General features: G+C 71.1%; 16 protein-coding genes. 3 read left to right on the plus strand and 13 right to left on the minus strand.

Annotated features, from left to right (window positions below; genetic code table 11):
• Window positions 1–76 precede the first annotated feature (76 nt).
• A complete protein-coding gene (gene pafA, locus EUA93_RS16600; protein ID WP_129401430.1) occupies window positions 77–1,438 on the minus strand; it encodes a Pup--protein ligase in 1,362 nt (453 codons plus the stop codon).
• 117 nt (window positions 1,439–1,555) lie between these two features.
• Here pafA and EUA93_RS16605 point away from each other — a divergent pair, with 117 nt between their 5' ends.
• Window positions 1,556–1,966, plus strand: a complete 411-nt coding sequence (locus EUA93_RS16605; RefSeq protein WP_129401431.1) for a hypothetical protein — start codon at window positions 1,556–1,558, stop codon at window positions 1,964–1,966.
• A gap of 3 nt (window positions 1,967–1,969) precedes the next feature.
• On the opposite strand, the gene prcA is transcribed toward EUA93_RS16605, so the two are convergent.
• The 4 genes from prcA to dop form a co-directional block, all read right to left on the minus strand.
• A complete protein-coding gene (prcA, locus tag EUA93_RS16610) occupies window positions 1,970–2,884 on the minus strand; it encodes a proteasome subunit alpha (RefSeq protein WP_129401432.1) in 915 nt (304 codons plus the stop codon).
• 22 nt (window positions 2,885–2,906) lie between these two features.
• Window positions 2,907–3,707 carry a proteasome subunit beta gene (prcB, locus tag EUA93_RS16615; protein WP_129401785.1) on the minus strand — a complete coding sequence of 267 codons (801 nt, stop codon included), beginning with the start codon at window positions 3,705–3,707 and terminating at the stop codon, window positions 2,907–2,909.
• Between the two features lie 26 nt (window positions 3,708–3,733).
• On the minus strand, window positions 3,734–3,931 hold the full coding sequence (locus EUA93_RS16620; RefSeq protein WP_129401433.1) for a ubiquitin-like protein Pup: 198 nt from the start codon (window positions 3,929–3,931) through the stop codon (window positions 3,734–3,736).
• A gap of 127 nt (window positions 3,932–4,058) precedes the next feature.
• A complete protein-coding gene (dop, locus tag EUA93_RS16625; RefSeq protein ID WP_129401434.1) occupies window positions 4,059–5,579 on the minus strand; it encodes a depupylase/deamidase Dop in 1,521 nt (506 codons plus the stop codon).
• A 3-nt stretch (window positions 5,580–5,582) separates the two neighbouring features.
• Here dop and EUA93_RS16630 point away from each other — a divergent pair, with 3 nt between their 5' ends.
• Entirely contained in the window at window positions 5,583–6,215 is a 633-nt protein-coding gene (locus EUA93_RS16630) for a class I SAM-dependent methyltransferase (RefSeq protein WP_207208808.1), read from the plus strand.
• A gap of 170 nt (window positions 6,216–6,385) precedes the next feature.
• On the opposite strand, the gene EUA93_RS16635 is transcribed toward EUA93_RS16630, so the two are convergent.
• The 4 genes from EUA93_RS16635 to EUA93_RS16650 all read right to left on the minus strand — a co-directional run bounded on the left by EUA93_RS16635 (window position 6,386) and on the right by EUA93_RS16650 (window position 10,581).
• Entirely contained in the window at window positions 6,386–6,733 is a 348-nt protein-coding gene (locus EUA93_RS16635) for a hypothetical protein (protein WP_129401435.1), read from the minus strand.
• Window positions 6,734–6,786: 53 nt separating this feature from the next.
• Entirely contained in the window at window positions 6,787–8,532 is a 1,746-nt protein-coding gene (gene arc / locus EUA93_RS16640) for a proteasome ATPase (protein WP_129401436.1), read from the minus strand.
• A gap of 116 nt (window positions 8,533–8,648) precedes the next feature.
• Window positions 8,649–9,647, minus strand: coding sequence for a tRNA (adenine-N1)-methyltransferase (locus EUA93_RS16645; RefSeq protein ID WP_129401437.1), 999 nt, complete (start codon window positions 9,645–9,647; stop codon window positions 8,649–8,651).
• Between the two features lie 34 nt (window positions 9,648–9,681).
• Complete coding sequence (locus tag EUA93_RS16650; RefSeq protein WP_242497465.1) at window positions 9,682–10,581, minus strand: site-2 protease family protein; 900 nt, start codon at window positions 10,579–10,581, stop codon at window positions 9,682–9,684.
• A gap of 316 nt (window positions 10,582–10,897) precedes the next feature.
• Between EUA93_RS16650 and EUA93_RS16655 the strand changes: the two genes are divergently transcribed.
• On the plus strand, window positions 10,898–11,830 hold the full coding sequence (locus tag EUA93_RS16655) for a RecB family exonuclease (RefSeq protein ID WP_129401438.1): 933 nt from the start codon (window positions 10,898–10,900) through the stop codon (window positions 11,828–11,830).
• On the opposite strand, the gene EUA93_RS16660 is transcribed toward EUA93_RS16655, so the two are convergent.
• The 4 genes from EUA93_RS16660 to EUA93_RS16675 are packed head-to-tail and all read right to left on the minus strand — an operon-like array spanning window position 11,815 to window position 15,998.
• Window positions 11,815–12,963, minus strand: coding sequence for an ABC transporter ATP-binding protein (locus tag EUA93_RS16660; protein ID WP_129401439.1), 1,149 nt, complete (start codon window positions 12,961–12,963; stop codon window positions 11,815–11,817). The genes EUA93_RS16655 and EUA93_RS16660 overlap by 16 nt on opposite strands.
• Window positions 12,960–14,000 (minus strand): ABC transporter ATP-binding protein, encoded by a 1,041-nt coding sequence (locus EUA93_RS16665; protein ID WP_129401440.1) that lies wholly within the window; start codon window positions 13,998–14,000, stop codon window positions 12,960–12,962. Before EUA93_RS16665 ends, EUA93_RS16660 begins: the two co-directional genes overlap by 4 nt.
• 5 nt (window positions 14,001–14,005) lie before the next feature.
• Window positions 14,006–14,980, minus strand: coding sequence for an ABC transporter permease (locus EUA93_RS16670; RefSeq protein ID WP_242497466.1), 975 nt, complete (start codon window positions 14,978–14,980; stop codon window positions 14,006–14,008).
• Between the two features lie 7 nt (window positions 14,981–14,987).
• Entirely contained in the window at window positions 14,988–15,998 is a 1,011-nt protein-coding gene (locus tag EUA93_RS16675; RefSeq protein WP_129401441.1) for an ABC transporter permease, read from the minus strand.
• Between the last annotated feature and the right edge of the window lie 13 nt (window positions 15,999–16,011).

Consider the following 16,011-nt stretch of genomic DNA (forward strand, 5'->3'; position numbering starts at 1 on the left):
TCAATCGGGTGGCGTTGCCGGGTCACCCTATCGAGCGATCCCTGACCGACGGACGACGACACCGGTCACGGACCGGTCACATGCCGTCGATGAGCCGCTGCACCCGCTCGTCGTGGGCCTTGAACGGGTCCTTGCAGAGCACCGTGCGCTGCGCCTGGTCGTTGAGCTTGAGGTGCACCCAGTCGACGGTGAAGTCACGCCGGCGCTCCTGCGCCTTGCGGATGAACTCGCCGCGGAGGCGGGCGCGGGTGTTCTGCGGCGGGACGCTCTTGGCCTCGAAGATCTTCAGGTCGCTGCTGACGCGCGCGACCGCCCCGCGCTTCTCCAGCAGGTAGTAGAGGCCGCGCCCGCGGTGGATGTCGTGGTAGGCGAGGTCGAGCTGCGCGATGCGCGCGTCACCGAGCGAGAGCCCGTGCTTGGCGCGGTAGCGCTCGATGAGCTTGTACTTGATGACCCAGTCGATCTCCCGGTCGACCAGGCCCAGGTCGTCGGACTCGACGGCCTTCAGCCCGCGCTCCCACAGGTCGAGCGAGCGCTCGATGATCGGCGTCGAGATCTGGCGGCGGTCCACGAAGTCGCGCGCCTTGGAGAGGTACTCCGACTGGATCTCCAGGGCGCTGGCCTCGCGACCGTTGGCGAGGCGCACCTTGCGCTGGCCGGTCGGGTCGTGGCTGATCTCGCGGATCGCGCGGATCGGGTTCTCCATCGTGAGGTCGCGCATCACCACGCCCTCCTCGATCATCCGCAGCACCAGGTCGCACGAGGCGACCTTGAGCATCGTGGTCGTCTCGCTCATGTTGGAGTCGCCGACGATCACGTGCAGGCGACGGAAGCGCTCGGCGTCGGCGTGCGGCTCGTCGCGGGTGTTGATGATCGGGCGGCTGCGCGTGGTGGCGCTGCTGACGCCCTCCCAGATGTGCTCGGCACGCTGGCTGACGCTGTACGACGCCCCGCGCGGCGTCATCACGACCTTGCCCGCGCCGACGACGATCTGACGGGTCACCAGGAACGGGATCAGGATGTCGGCGAGCCGGCTGAACTCCCCGGCGCGCCCGACGAGGTAGTTCTCGTGGCAGCCGTAGGAGTTGCCGGCGGAGTCGGTGTTGTTCTTGAAGAGGTAGATGTCGCCCGCGATGCCCTCCTCGTGGAGGCGGGCCTCGGCGTCGAGGAGCAGCCCCTCGAGGATCCGCTCCCCCGCCTTGTCGTGCGTGACGAGCTCGGCGATGTCGTCGCACTCGGGAGTGGCGTACTCCGGGTGGCTGCCGACGTCGAGGTAGAGCCGCGCACCGTTGCGGAGGAAGACGTTGGACGACCGGCCCCAGCTGACGACCTTGCGGAAGAGGTAGCGGGCCACCTCGTCCGGGCTCAGCCGGCGCTGGCCCTTGAACGTGCACGTCACGCCGTACTCGTTCTCGATGCCGAAGATCCGCCTGTCCATGGACCCACACTAGGACCGCCGACCACAGAGTTGCTGCTGCTCCGCGCCGAAATCCCGTGCGGCCGACCCGTCACACCGCTCTTGACGGCCCGAGCCGGTCCGGGTGAGCGTTGCTCCATGGGACCCCGCCACCTCGTCGCCACGGTGCTGGTCGAGCCCGTCGTGGTCGCGGACCTCGAGCTGCGGGTGATGACCGAGGACATGTGGCTGTGGCCGGTCCGCACGGCACCGGTCGTGATCGACGGGGCGCGCCTGGAGTTCCAGCTGCGCCGCAGGCTCGTCGAGCAGCACCGTGGCGAGTGGGACGACGCGGCGACCTGGACGCCGGTGTGGATCGGCTTCGGCGCGGCGTGGCACGAGTTCGGCCCCGACGGCAACGTCGTACCGACGGGGCCGCTCCCCTGGGCCGCCCACCAGCGGCTGTGGGGCGCGCTCGACGAGTTCACGCCGCTCGTGCGCTACCGACGACGCCTCGGCGGCATCCCGACCCAGCCCACGACCGAGTGGCCCGGGCTCAACCTGCGCTGAGCCTCAGGAGTCGCCGGGCTGCGCCGGCGGTGCGGTGGGCGGTGCCGTGGGGGGTGCCACTGGGGGCGCGACGGGCGGCTCCCCCGTCACCGGGTCCTCCAGCGGCGGCACGGCGCCGCTGACCTGGTCGGTGGGATCGCTCGGGTCGTCGGTGCCGGCGCGGTGCTGGCCGACCCCTCCGTTGGCGTCCGGCCCCTCGTCGGTGCCGGGGTCGACCGCACCGCGGTCGCCGAGGATCTCCGCCAGCCGCGAGGCCCGCAACCGCAGGAACTTGCGCGGCTGGGTGCGGGTGCGGTCGAGCGCCGCGACCTCGAGGGCGTCGGCCGGGATCACCCGGTCCTCGGACTCGGTGTGCCCCAGGGCGGCGACCGCGACGTGCAGCGCGTCGGCCAGGCTCGCGCCCTCGACGTAGTGCTCGGCGAGGTGCCCGGCGACGACGTCGGCCGCCCCTCCCATCACGGCGTAGCCGTGCTCGTCGGCCACCTGGCCGTCGTAGGTCAGCCGGTAGAGCTGGTCGTCGGCGGCGGCGTCGCCGATCTCGGCGACGAAGATCTCGACCTCGTAGGGCTTCTCCCCGCCGGAGGAGAAGATGGTGCCGAGCGTCTGGGCGTAGGCGTTGGCCAGGCCGCGGCCGGTGACGTCACGGCGGTCGTAGGCGTAGCCGCGCATGTCGGCGAGGCGGACGCCGGCGATGCGGAGGTTCTCGAACTCGTTGTAGCGCCCGACCGCGGCGAAGGCGATCCGGTCGTAGATCTCGCTGACCTTGTGCAGCGCCTGGGACGGGTTCTCCGAGACGAACAGGATGCCGTCGGCGTACTGGACGGCGACGACGGACCGACCGCGGGCGATGCCCTTGCGGGCGAAGTCGGCCCGGTCCTTCATCAGCTGCTCGGGTGAGACGTAGAACGGCATGCTCATGTGAAGTGGCTCCTGGGCGTCGTCAGGTGAGGGGCGCGGCCGGGCCGTCGGGACGCTGCATCCGCGAGGCGAGCATGCGGTCGGCGATCGCCGAGACCTGCTCGTCGGGCATGCGCGATCCGCCGTCGGGCGTGATCACGTGGACGACGGGGAAGATCCGGCGGGTGATGTCGGGGCCGCCGGTGGCGGAGTCGTCGTCGGCGGCGTCGTAGAGCGCCTGGATGACGGCGGTGACGGCGCCCTCGGCGTCGAGGTCCTCGCGGTAGAGCTTCTTGAGCGAGCCGCGTGCGAACAGCGAGCCGGAGCCGACCGAGTGGAAGGCGGTCTCCTCGTAGCGGCCGCCGGTCACGTCGTAGCTGAAGATCCGGCCCTGGTCGGCCGCGAGGTCGTAGCCGGCGAACAGCGGCACGACGGCCAGTCCCTGCATGGCGAGGCCCAGGTTGGCGCGGATCAGCGCCGCGAGCCGGTTGGCCTTGCCGTCCATCGAGAGCGTGGTGCCCTCGATCTTCTCGTAGTGCTCGAGCTCGGTCTGGAACAGCCGGACCATCTCGACCGCGAGCCCGGCGGTGCCGGCGATGCCGACCACCGAGAACTCGTCGGCCGGGAAGACCTTCTGGATGTCGCGCTGGGCGATGATGTTGCCCATCGTCGCGCGCCGGTCGCCGGCCATCACGACGCCTCCGGCGAAGGTGGCCGCGACGATGGTGGTGCCGTGCGGCGCGAGGTCGCCAGCGTCGCCCGCGGGGACGGCACGGCGCGACGGCAGCAGGTCAGGGGCCTGGAGCCCGAGGAAGTCGGCGAAGCTCGACGTGCCGGGTGTCATGAAGGACGTCGGCAGGCGGGAGTCGGTCACTGGCCGCCCTTCTGGATGAACGACTTGACGAAGTCCTCGGCGTTGGTCTCGAGGACGTCGTCGATCTCGTCGAGGATGGCGTCGACGTCCTCGTCGATCATCTCCTTGCGCTCGGCGACGTCGGTCTCCACGACCTCCTCGGTCGCCGTCTCCTCCTGGGAGGACTTGCGCGGTTGCTTCTGCTCCTGGGCCATGCCTCGACCCTATCCACTCCCACCGACGCCACAAGGAGGTTCACCGTGGGCGGAACGGCGCGTCGGACGGGACGAGGAGAGTCAGGCAGAGGCCGGGCGCCGGAAAGTCAGCCAGCGGGACGTCGGATCAGCGGGTGATCGCGTTGACCAGCGCCTGGGCGGTCTCGCTGCGGTCGATCAGGTCGCCGACGTGGGCGCGCGTCCCGCGGAGCGGGTCGATGGTGGGCACCCGCTGGAGCGACTCGCGACCGGGCAGGTCGAAGATCACCGAGTCCCACGACGCGGCGGCCACCGAGTCGGCGTACTTGTCGAGGCAGCGCCCGCGGAAGTAGGCGCGGGTGTCGACCGGCGGGTCGTGCATCGCGGCCTCAGTGGTGGCGTCGTCGAGCAGCCGCTGGATCCGACCGGCACCGGCAAGGCGGTGGTAGAGCCCCTTGTCGGGGCGGATGTCGGAGTACTGCAGGTCGATGAGGTGCAGCTTGGCGTCGTCCCAGTCGAGGCCGTCGCGGTCGCGGTACTGGTTGAGCAGCTTGAGCTTGGCCACCCAGTCGAGCTCGGTGGCGCACTCCATCGGGTCGCGCTCGAGCCGGGTCAGCACCGACTCCCAGCGCGCGAGCACGTCGACGGTCTGCTCGTCGGCGTCGGCGCCGTAGCGGTCCTCGACGTACTTGCGGGCGAGCTCGAGGTACTCCAGCTGCAGCTGTACGGCGGTGAGGCGGCGGCCGTCACGCAGCGTGACCAGCTGCTTGAGGGTGGGGTCGTGCGAGACCTCGCGCAGCGACCTCACCGCGCCCTCGACGCTGAGGTCACGGTCGATGAAACCGTCCTCGATCATCGCCAGCACGAGCGAGGTCGTGCCGGACTTGAGGTAGATCGAGATCTCGGCCAGGTTCGCGTCGCCGAGGATCACGTGGAGCCGGCGGTAGATCGCCGGGTCGGCGTGCGGCTCGTCGCGGGTGTTGATGATCGGGCGCTTGAGGGTGGTCTCGAGGCCCACCTCGACCTCGAAGTAGTCCGAGCGCTGGCTGAGCTGGAAGCCGCGCTCGGGCGTGGTGTCGCGGCCGTCCTGGCCGATGCCGACGCGACCGGCGCCGCAGACGACCTGTCGCGACACGAAGAACGGCGTGAGGTGGCGGACGATCTCGGCGAACTGCGTCGAGCGCCGCATCAGGTAGTTCTCGTGCGCGCCGTAGGAGGCGCCCTTGTTGTCGGTGTTGTTCTTGTAGAGCACGATCGGCGTGCTGCCCGGCACCATCGCGGCCATCCGCGACGCGTCGAGCATCACCAGCTCCCCCGCCTTCTCCCACCGCACCACGTCGAGCGGCGTGGTGACCTCGGGCGAGGAGTACTCCGGGTGCGCGTGGTCGACGTAGAGCCGCGCGCCGTTGGTGAGGATGACGTTGGCCAGGCCGAGGTCCTCGTCGGTCAGCTGGCTCGGGTCGGCGATCTGCCGGGCCATGTCGAAGCCCCGGGCGTCTCGCAGCGGCGACTCCTCCTCGAAGTCCCAGCGGGCACGGCGGGCGCGGGCGGTCGAGCTGGCGTAGGCGTTGACGATCTGCGACGAGGCGACCATCGGGTTGGCCGACGGCTGTCCCTGCACCGAGATGCCGTACTCGACCTCCGTGCCCATCACCCGTCGTACGCTCATGCCATGAGCCTACGGGTGTGGGACGAGCGTGTCGTTCCCCGTCTGGTCGACGCCAGCCTCCGCGGCGCCGAGGTCGGCGAGATGCGCGAGGTGGTGTGCGCCGGTCTCACCGGACGGGTCCTCGAGGTCGGTTTCGGCGGCGGGTTGAACGTCCGCTGGTACCCGCCGGCGGTCACGTCGGTCACGGCCATCGAGCCGTCCGACCTGGGCTGGCAGATGTCGGAGCGACGACGGGCGCGGACCGCGCTGCCGATCGAGCGCGCGGGCCTCGACGGGCAGCGCCTCGACCTGCCCGACGACTCCCACGACAGCGCGCTCATCACGTTCAGCCTCTGCACCACCCCCGATCCGCTGCTGGCGCTCCGCGAGGCCGGGCGGCTGGTGCGCCCCGGCGGCCGGCTGCACGCGCTGGAGCACGGGCTGGCGCCCGAGGAGTCCGTACGCCGCTGGCAGCGGCGGCTGGAGCCGCTGCAGCGCGCGGTGGCCGGGGGCTGCCACCTGACGCGTGACGTGCCGGCCCTGGTGAGCGAGGCCGGCTGGCAGATCGCGGACCTGCAGCAGGAGTACCTCCCCGGCCCGGCGATGTCACGACCGTGGGTGTTCGGCACCCGGCTCGTGGCCCTCCGACCGGCCTGAGGCGATCCGACGAGGTGCGGATCAGCGCCCGCGGCGCATGAACCCCATCAGGAGGAAGACGACGACCACGACGACGACGATGATCAGCAGGAATCTCATGTGGTCAACCTAGACCCGTCGGCTGCAGGCGCAACCCTCCCGAGGGGTGCGTGTCGCCGGGCCCGCAGACGTCAGGGGCGCTTCGACTGCCAGGCGTGGGCAGCGTTGACGCCGACGATGCCGACCAGGGTCACGAGGAGCGCGAGGAACTGGTCGTTCACGCCGAGCGCGATGCTGATCGGGATGAACGCCACCAGCGAGATGATGCCGAGCGCCAGCTGCCGCCCACCGGCACCCGCGATCGCGGCCGTACGCCGTTGCTGGACCTCGAGCTGGTCGGCCACGCGCCGCTCGACGGCCCGCTCGATGCGCTCGGCGAACCCGTCGACGAGCTCGGCGTCGTAGCGCGCGCCGAGCTCGCGGCGGGTGGCCAGGGCGGCCTCGATGTCGCCGTGTCCGAGGTCCTCCTCGGGAACCATGAGCCCTCCCCTGGCTCGTGCCCTGCGCGAGGGCGCCGTGTGGTGGTTCGAGGCTAGAGGTACTGGCCGGTGTTGGCGACGGTGTCGATCGAGCGGCCGGGCTCGGTGCCCTGCTTGCCCGTGATGAGCGTGCGGATGAAGACGATGCGCTCGCCCTTCTTGCCCGAGATCCGTGCCCAGTCGTCGGGGTTGGTGGTGTTGGGCAGGTCCTCGTTCTCCTTGAACTCGTCCACGCACGCCTGGAGCATGTGCTGGACCCGGAGGCCCCGCTGGGCGGGGTTGAGGTCGCTGTCGAGGAAGTCCTTGATCGCCATCTTCTTGGCCCGGTCGACGATGTTCTGGATCATCGCGCCGGAGTTGAAGTCCTTGAAGTAGAGGACCTCCTTGTCACCGTTGGCGTAGGTGACCTCCAGGAAGCGGTTCTCGTCGGTCTCGGTGTACATCCGCTCGACGGTCGCGCGGATCATGGCGTCCACGGTGGCGCCCCGGTCCTGGCCGAACTCGGCGAGGTCGTCGGCGTGCAGCGGGAGCGTCGGGGTGAGGTACTTGGAGAAGATGTCGCGCGCCGACTCGGCGTCCGGGCGCTCGATCTTGATCTTCACGTCGAGGCGACCGGGACGCAGGATGGCCGGGTCGATCATGTCCTCGCGGTTCGAGGCACCGATCACGAGCACGTTCTCGAGGAGCTCGACGCCGTCGATCTCGCTCAGCAGCTGCGGGACGATGGTGTTCTCCACGTCGGAGGAGACGCCCGACCCGCGGGTGCGGAACAGCGAGTCCATCTCGTCGAAGAACACGATCACCGGCGTGCCGAGCGAGGCCTTCTCGCGCGCCCGCTGGAAGACCAGGCGGATGTGGCGCTCGGTCTCGCCGACGTACTTGTTGAGCAGCTCGGGGCCCTTGATGTTGAGGAAGTAGGACTTCCCCGAGGCGCCGGTGCGCTCGGCGACCTTCTTGGCCAGCGAGTTGGCGACCGCCTTGGCGATCAGCGTCTTGCCACAGCCGGGCGGGCCGTAGAGGAGCACGCCCTTCGGCGGCTTGAGCTCGTGGTCCTTGAAGAGCTCCGGGTGCAGGTAGGGCAGCTCGACGGCGTCGCGGATCGCGTCGATCTGGGTGGTGAGCCCGCCGATCTGGGTGTAGTCGATGTCGGGCACCTCCTCCAGCACGAGCTCCTCGACCTCCGACTTGGGCACGACCTCGTAGACGTAGCCCGCACGCGTGTCGAGCAGCAGCGAGTCGCCGGCGCGGATGGTGACGTCCTCGGCGCGCAGCGGCTCCGCGAGGCGGACGACGCGCTCCTCGTCGGCGTTGGCGATCACGAGTGCGCGGTCGCCGTCGGCCAGGATCTCCTTGAGCATGACGACCTCGCCGACCTGCTCGAAGTCGAGCGCCGCGACGACGTTGAGCGCCTCGTTGAGCATGACCTCCTGGCCACGCACGAGGCCGTCGAGCTCCACCGCCGGGCTGACGCTCACGCGCAGCTTGCGGCCACCGGTGAACACGTCGACCGAGTCGTCGTCGTTGCGCGCGAGGAAGGTGCCGAAGCCGGCCGGCGGCTGGGCGAGCCGGTCGACCTCCTCCTTGAGCGTCGTGATCTGGTCGCGGGCGTCGCGCAGCGTCTGCGCGAGCCGCTCGTTCTGGCTGGACACGGCGGCCAGCGACCGCTGCGCGTCGGCGAGGCGGCCCTCGAGGCCGCGCGTGGCTCCGGGCGCGTCGTCCAGGCGGCGGCGCAGGTCGGTGACCTCCGCCTCCAGGTAACGCACCTGAGTGGCAAGTTGCTCGCGGGTCGGCTCCGTCATCTCGCACCTCCTGTTTCGACACTACCCATGAACCACAGGGACGGAAGTGGATATCTCGCCGTGTTGGTCACCGTTGTGCAACGGCGGCGTGCGCGGACGCCATACGGGGACTGGGCTCAGTCGTCGAGCGGTCGGGCAGGGTCGAGGTCCGGCTGCACCGACTCGAGCGCCGGTACGTCGGCGGGGCGCGGGCCCGTGTAGTCCGGGCCGTAGGCGCCCGGGGCCGGGCGGCGGGTCTTTCGCGGCGGCGCCTCGCCGGGGGCCATCCGGCGGGCGGTGACCAGGAAGGCGGTGTGGCCGATCATCTTGTGGCCGGGGCGGACGGCGAGGCCCTCGACGTGCCAGTCGCGGACCAGCGACTCCCACGGCTGCGGCTCGGTGAAGCCGCCGTGGACCCGCAGCGTCTCGACCACGCGGGACAGCTGCGTGGTCGTGGCGACGTACGCGCAGACGATGCCCCCGGGCACGAGCGCGTCGGCGACGGCGTCGACGCAGTTCCACGGGTCGAGCATGTCGAGGATGACCCGGTCGACGTCGGTGCCCAGCGTCGGCAGGCCCTCCTTGAGGTCGCCCAGGCGCAGGTCCCACGCCGGGTGGGTCTGGCCCTCGGGGGCTGAGAAGAACTGGTTGACGTTGCGGCGGGCGACGTCGGCGAACTCCTCGCGCAGCTCGAAGGACGTGACCCGGCCCCAGGGCCCGACCGCCCGGAGCAGCGAGCAGGTGAGCGCGCCCGACCCGGCCCCGGCCTCGACCACGCGTGCCCCCGGGTAGATGTCGGCGAGCGCGACGATCTGGGCGGCGTCCTTCGGGTAGACCACGGCCGCGCCGCGCGGCATCGAGACGACGAACTCGTTGAGCAGGGGCCGGAAGACGAGGTACTGGCCACCGGCGGAGGAGACGAGCGTGAAGCCCTCCTCGCGACCGATCATGTCGTCGTGGTCGAGGTGGCCCTTGTTGGAGAAGAAGCGCTTGCCGGCCACGAGCTCGAAGTTGTGCTTGCGACCCTTGTTGTCCACCAGGCGCACCCACTCGCCCTCGCGCAGCGGACCGCGGTGGACGCCGGACCACGCCTCGGCGGGGACGTCGGCAGGGGCATCGGTGGGGCGCTCGGACATGGCCGGAACCCTAGTAGTCCGGAGCCGAAATCCCTCAGCGGCGAGCGTTCTCCCGGAAGGCGCGGTCGACGTCGGCGGTGGAGAGCACGCCGTAGATCCGACCGTCCTCCTCGACGAGGAGGTACTCGTCGGCCGGGCGCTTGCTGATGGCCTGGATGAGGTCCTCGCCCGCGACGGTCGCCGGGAGGGTCAGGCCCTCCTCCATGGCGCGGGTGACGGTCGAGACGGCGACCCACGGACGGCGCTCGGCGGGCATCGCGGTCACCGCGGCCTCGCTGACGATGCCGACGGGCGTGCCCTCGGACGACACCGTGACGATGCTGCCTGCCTCCGCCTCCTGGGCGCGACGCACGGCCTCGGCGAGCGGCAGGTCCTCGGGGACGGTGAGCGTACGACGCGCGAGCGGGCGGGCCACGAGGTCCGGGAGCCGCTGGCGGATCCGGGCGTGGGCCATGGCCGCGGTCGCACCGGTCCAGAGGAAGAGGCCGAGCACGAAGACCAGGACGAGGTCGAGGACGGTGGCCCGGACGCCGATCACCCGCTCCTGCACGAGCGGCCAGGCGAGCAGGGCGAGCGCGGTGAGCCGGCCGCCCCAGCCGGCGACGATCGTGCCGCGGTGCTGGTTGCCCGAGGCACCCCACACGGCGGCCTTGAGCACCCGCCCGCCGTCGAGCGGCAGGCCGGGGACGAGGTTGAGGACGCCGATGATCAGGTTGGCGCCGGCCAGCGCGACGACGGCCTCGCGGACCAGCCCGTCGGGCATGACGAACCAGAGCCCCGCAGCCACGAGCCCGACGGCGACGGAGGTCAGCGGACCGACGACCGCGATCCAGAACTCGTGCCGGGGCTTGCGCGCCGTGCCGTCGATCTCGGTCATGCCGCCGAGGAAGTGGAGGGTGATCGAGTTGACGCCGTAGCCGAGGCGCTGCGCCACGACCGCGTGCGAGGCCTCGTGGAGGAGGACGGACAGGTAGAGGACGACGGCGTAGACGAAGCCGGCGACGTACTTCCAGAACCCCAGACCCGGCTCGACCTCCTCGATGCGGGGGGGCGAAGACCACCGCGATCAGGAACGCGATGACGAACCACGAGCTGGTGATGAGCACGTCGATGCCCACGATCGAGCCGACCCGGAACGTGCCCGGCGGGCGCCGCGAGGGTCGGGACGGCCCTGCGGCCGGGGCTGGATCGGGAGGACCGGACACGCAGCGAGCCTATCTGTCGGTGGGCTGACCTATCGTGACGGCGTCATGTCGGAGCCCGCCCAGTCCTTGCCGTCCCCGCCCCCGTCGCAGCCGCAGCCGCAGCCGCAGGCCGGGTCCCCTGCCGAGCGGGTCTCCACGCCGGTGGACGGGGTGGACGTGCTGGGGGCGCTCTCACCGAGCCGCGCGGGTGACTTCATGGCCTGCCCGCTGATGTACCGCTACCGCACGATCGACCGGCTCCCGGAGGAGCCGTCGCCCGACGCCGTGCGCGGCACGGTGGTGCACAAGGTCCTCGAGGACCTCTTCGACCTCCCGGCCGCGGATCGCACCCCCGAGCACGCCTCCGACATGCTCGTCCCTGCGTGGGAGGCGATCCTCGAGGCCGAGCCCGGCCTGTCCGCCATGTTCGGCGACGAGGGCCCGGACGTGACGACCTGGCTCGCGTCGTGCCGCACCGTGCTCGAGCGCTACTTCGACCTCGAGGACCCGCGCCGCCTCGAGCCGGCCGAGCGCGAGCTCTACGTCGAGGCGCTGCTCGACTCCCGGCTGCTGCTCCGCGGCTTCGTCGACCGGATCGAGACCGCCCCCGATGGCCGCATCAGGGTGAGCGACTACAAGACGGGGAAGGCGCCTGGCGAGGACTTCGAGGCCAAGGCCCTGTTCCAGATGAAGTTCTACGCGTTGGTCCTCTGGCGGCTGCGGGGCGTCGTGCCGTCGGTGCTCCAGCTGATCTACCTCGGCAACGGCGAGATCCTGCGCTACTCCCCCGACGAGGACGACCTGCGCGCGACCGAGCGGAAGGTCGAGGCGGTGTGGCGGGCGATCCGGCTCGCGCAGGAGACCGGTGACTGGCGGCCGAGCCCGTCCCGCCTGTGCGACTGGTGCTCCTACCACCAGCACTGCCCGACCAAGGGCGGGACGCTCCTGCCGCTGCCCGTCGTCGGGGCCCCGGCCGAAGCGGCTCAGACGCCGACGTAGGCCTCGGGCGGCGGGGTCGGTCCGTCCGGACCGCCGAAGCCCTCGGTCACGACCACCGGCTCCACCGTGTGTCGCTGCACCTCGCCCGACGCGATCTGCTCGGCGAAGTGGCAGGCGACCCGGTGCTCGGGCGACGCCCCGTCCACCTCGACCACCCGCAGCTGCGGCCGCTCGGTGTCGCAGAGCGTCTCCTGCTTCCACGGGCAGCGCGTGTGGAAGCGGCACCCGGTCGGCGGGTTCGCCGGCGAGGGCAGGTCGCCGGTGAGCAGGATCTGCTCGCGTGAGTCCTCGACCACGGGGTCCGGCACCGGCACCGCTGACATCAGCGCCCGCGTGTAGGGGTGCAGCGGGACGTCGTACAGCTCGCGGGCCCCGGACTCCTCGACGAGGCTGCCGAGGTACATCACGCCGATGCGGTCGCTGATGTGGCGTACGACGGCGAGGTCGTGGGCGACCACGAGGTAGGTCAGGCCGAGCTCGTCCTGGAGGTCCTGGAGCAGGTTGATCACCTGGGCCTGGATCGAGACGTCGAGCGCGCTCACCGGTTCGTCGGCGACGATCAGGTCGGGGTTGACCGACAGGGCCCGCGCGATGCCCACACGCTGGCGCTGACCGCCGGAGAACTCGTGGGGGTACTTGCTGAGCGCGGCCGTCGGGAGCCCGACCGCGGTCATCAGCTCACGCAGCCGGGTGCGGGTGGCGGCCTTGTCGGTGTCGAGCCCGTGGGCCCGGAGGCCCTCCACCAGCAGCGACTCCACGGTCTGCCGCGGGTCGAGGCTGGAGAGCGGGTCCTGGAAGACCATCTGGAAGCGCTTGCGCTCGCGGCGCAGCTCCTCGCCCTTGAGCGAGGCGATGTCGCGACCGTCGAAGACCACCGAGCCGGCCGTGGGGGGCTCGAGGTTGATGATCGCCTTCCCGAGGGTCGACTTGCCGCAGCCCGACTCCCCCACCAGCCCGTAGGTCTCCCCGCGCCGGATGCTGAGGTCGACACCGTCGACGGCCCGGACGTGCCCCACGGTGCGGTCGAAGAGGATCCCGCTCTTGATCGGGAAGTGCACCTCGAGCTCGCGGACCTCCACGAGCACGTCGCTCGTCGCCTCCTGGCCGGGCTCCTGCTGTGTCTCCTGGTTCATCGCTCGCCCCCCATCGGGTTGAAGCACCGGTGACCGACGACCTGGTCGCCCTCCCACTCGGGCATGTGGCTGGTGCACGCGTCGACCACCCGCGAGCACCGAGGCGCGAAGGCGCACGCGGACGTCCACGGCAGGTTGTCGGCGACCGAGCCGGGGACGGGGTCGAGCTTCTCGCCGAGCGGGGCGTCGAGGCGCGGGATGGAGTGCAGCAGCCCGACGGTGTACGGGTGGCGCGGCTGGCGGAACAGGCCGTGCCGCCCACCGCGCTCGACGACCTTGCCGCCGTAGAGGACGTTGACCTCGTCGCACAGCCCGGCGACGACGCCGAGGTCGTGGGTGATCATCACGAGCGCCGTGCCGGTGTCGACGACGAGCTCCTTGAGCAGCGCGAGGATCTGCGCCTGGATCGTCACGTCGAGCGCGGTCGTCGGCTCGTCGGCGATCAGGAGCCGCGGGTTGCAGGCCAGGGCCATCGCGATCAGCGCACGCTGGCGCATGCCACCGCTGAGCTGGTGGGGGTAGTTGACCAGGCGCGCCTTCGGGTCGGGGATGCCGACCCGCTCGAGCAGGTCGCGCGCCTTCGGCGTGGCCTGCTTGCGGCTGAGGCCCTGGTGGCGCTCCATCACCTCGGTGACCTGGCGCCCGATGGTGATGACGGGGTTCAGCGACGAGAGCGGGTCCTGGAAGATCATCGCGATCTCGGCGCCGCGCCGATCGCGCATGGCCGAGGGCGAGAGCGTCAGCAGGTCCTCGCCGTCGAAGACGGCGGAGCCCTCGACGGTGTTGCCGCGCCCGGGCAGCAGGCCCATGATCGCGAGCGAGGTCACCGACTTGCCGCAGCCGGACTCGCCGACCAGGCCGACGGTCTGCCCGGGCCTGACGTCGAAGCTGACCCCGTCGACGGCCCGGAACGGCTCCTCGCCCTGGCGGGTGAACGTGACGCGCAGGTCGCGCACGGACAGCAGCGGCTCCGACGAGCCCCTCGGGTGGCGCACCGGCTGGGCCTGCGCGTGGGGCTGGATCCCGGGTGGCGTCATCCCGGTCACCTCCTCGTCTTCGGGTCGAGGGCCTCGCGGAGCGACTCGCCCATCAGCGTGAACCCCAGCGCGACGACGATGATGCAGCCGGCCGGGTAGAACGCGAGGTGCGGTGCCTCGGAGATGTACTTCTGGGCCAGGCCGAGCATCTGTCCCCATTCGGGTTGTCTCTGGTCGGGGTTGCCGAGGCCGAGGAACGACAGGGCCGCGGCGTCGATGATCGCGACGGCGAGCGAGAGCGTCGCCTGCACGATCACCGGCCCGAGCGAGTTGGGCAGCATGTGGCGGAACACGATCGCGCGAGGTCGTACGCCGAGGGAGCGGGCGGCCAGCACGTGGTCGCTCGAGCGCTGGGCGAGCATCGACCCGCGCAGCAACCGGGCGAAGATCGGCACCTGGATCACCGCGATCGCGACGATGAGCGTCCACTGGCTGGGCTCGCGGGCGAGCGAGGCGATGGTGAAGGCCAGCAGCAGCGACGGGATGGAGAGCATCACGTCGACGATGCGCATCACCAGCGAGTCGACCCAGCCGCCGACCGCGCCGGCGACGGTGCCGAGGGTCAGGCCTCCGAGCAGGCCGAAGAGCGTGGCGAAGACTCCGACGATCAGTGTCTGCCGGCTCCCGACGAGCAGGCGCGAGAACAGGTCGCGCCCCCGGTCGTCGCCGCCGAGCAGGTGCCCGGCCTCGGGTCCGGGCACCGGGTTGGTCTGCGGGCGGACCTGGTCGAGGAGGGGGCGTGCGGTGACGTCCCACGGCGCGATCCACGGCGAGATGATCGCGAGCACGATGAAGGCCGTCGTGATGGCGGCGCCGATGAGGAAGACCGGGTTGCGACGCAGCCGCTTCCAGGCGCTGCGGATCAGCGAGACCCCGGGCTCCTCGTCGACGGTGCCGGCGAGGGCGAGCGCGTCGATGCGGTCCTTGCGCATGCGGGCGTACGACGGCCGGCCGGGCTTGTCGGTGGTGGGTTCGGTCACGTCCACCTCACCTCGTCCGGATCCGGGGGTCGATGATCGCGTAGGCGATGTCGACCAGCAGGTTGACCAGGACGTAGATGACCGCGGCCGCGAGGATCAGCACCTGCAGCACGGGGTAGTCCTTATCGCGGAACGCGGTGGCGAGCGCGTCACCGACGCCGCGGAAGGAGAAGACGGTCTCGGTGAGCACGGCCCCGGCGAGCAGGCCGCCGATCTGGAGGCCGATCGTGGTGACGACGGGGAGCATGGCGTTGCGCAGCACGTGGCGGGAGCGGATCACCTTCGCGGTGAGGCCCTTGGCCTCCGCGGTGCGCACGTAGTCCTCGTCGAGCACGTCGAGCACCGCGGCCCGGGTGATCCGGAAGATCACCGCGAACGGGATCGTCGCCAGGGCGAGCGCCGGGAGGATCAGGTGCTTGAGGGCGTCCCAGGAGGCGTCCCACTCGCGGGTGAGGACGCCGTCGAGGACGAACATGCCGGTGATGCGCGTCGCGTCGAGACCGGTGCTCTGCCGTCCGGAGACCGGCAGGAGGTTCCACTCGACCGCGAAGAAGTACTTGAGCAGGAACGCGGTGAAGAAGACGGGGACCGCCACCCCGACGAGCGAGAAGATCACCGCTCCGGTGTCGGTGATCGACCCGCGCCGGCGGGCGGCGACGTACCCCAGCGGGATGCCGAGCGCGATCGCGAGCACCATCGCGAAGAACGACAGCTCGATCGTGGCCGGCAGCCGGTCGAGGAACACCTGGAACGCGTCCTCGCCGGGCAGCACCTTGGTGGAGACGCCGAAGTTGCCCTGCACGGCGCGCTCGAGGAAGCGGAGGTACTGCACGGGGATCGGCTGGTCGAGGCCGAGCGCCGCCTCGAGGGCGGCCCGGCGCTCCGGGGTCTGGCGCTCCCCCAGGATGGCCGACACGGGCCCGCCCGGCAGCGAGCGCAGCCAGGCGAAGACGAGCATCGACAGGACCAGCACGACCACGCACATCTGGAGCAGTCGTCGTACGACGAAGCGGATCACGGGTTCTCCTCAC

The organism is Nocardioides oleivorans (assembly GCF_004137255.1).
Lineage (GTDB): Bacteria > Actinomycetota > Actinomycetes > Propionibacteriales > Nocardioidaceae > Nocardioides > Nocardioides oleivorans.